Annotated in this window: 1 pseudogene; it reads left to right on the top strand. The window is 37.2% G+C overall.

Annotation, left to right across the window (positions count from 1 at the left end):
• Positions 1-223: pseudogene (locus tag AC1M9I_RS14715) on the top strand (hypothetical protein); the annotation flags it as partial.

The following is a 223-nucleotide window of genomic DNA, read 5'->3' as shown; positions in this document are numbered from 1 at the left end:
AGAACCTATAGCAAAGACAGGGGTATATATTCCTGTGGGTGATCGATATGGCGTACCACAATTTGCTTGGACTTATCGTGATGAAAATAGTCCTACACGTGGGCAGTTAGAGGAATGCAAGACACTCAATGTTTTAGGAAAGGACTTATTTTCTAAGTTTAATGAATACACAGCATGGACTCCCTCTGAAGAACTTAGAAAATTTGCAATTGAAAATATTAAA

Source organism: Acinetobacter sp. ANC_7553 (genome assembly GCF_056779895.1).
Note: the sequence above shows the minus strand (reverse complement) of the source record. Positions and strands in the feature narration are given on the sequence as shown.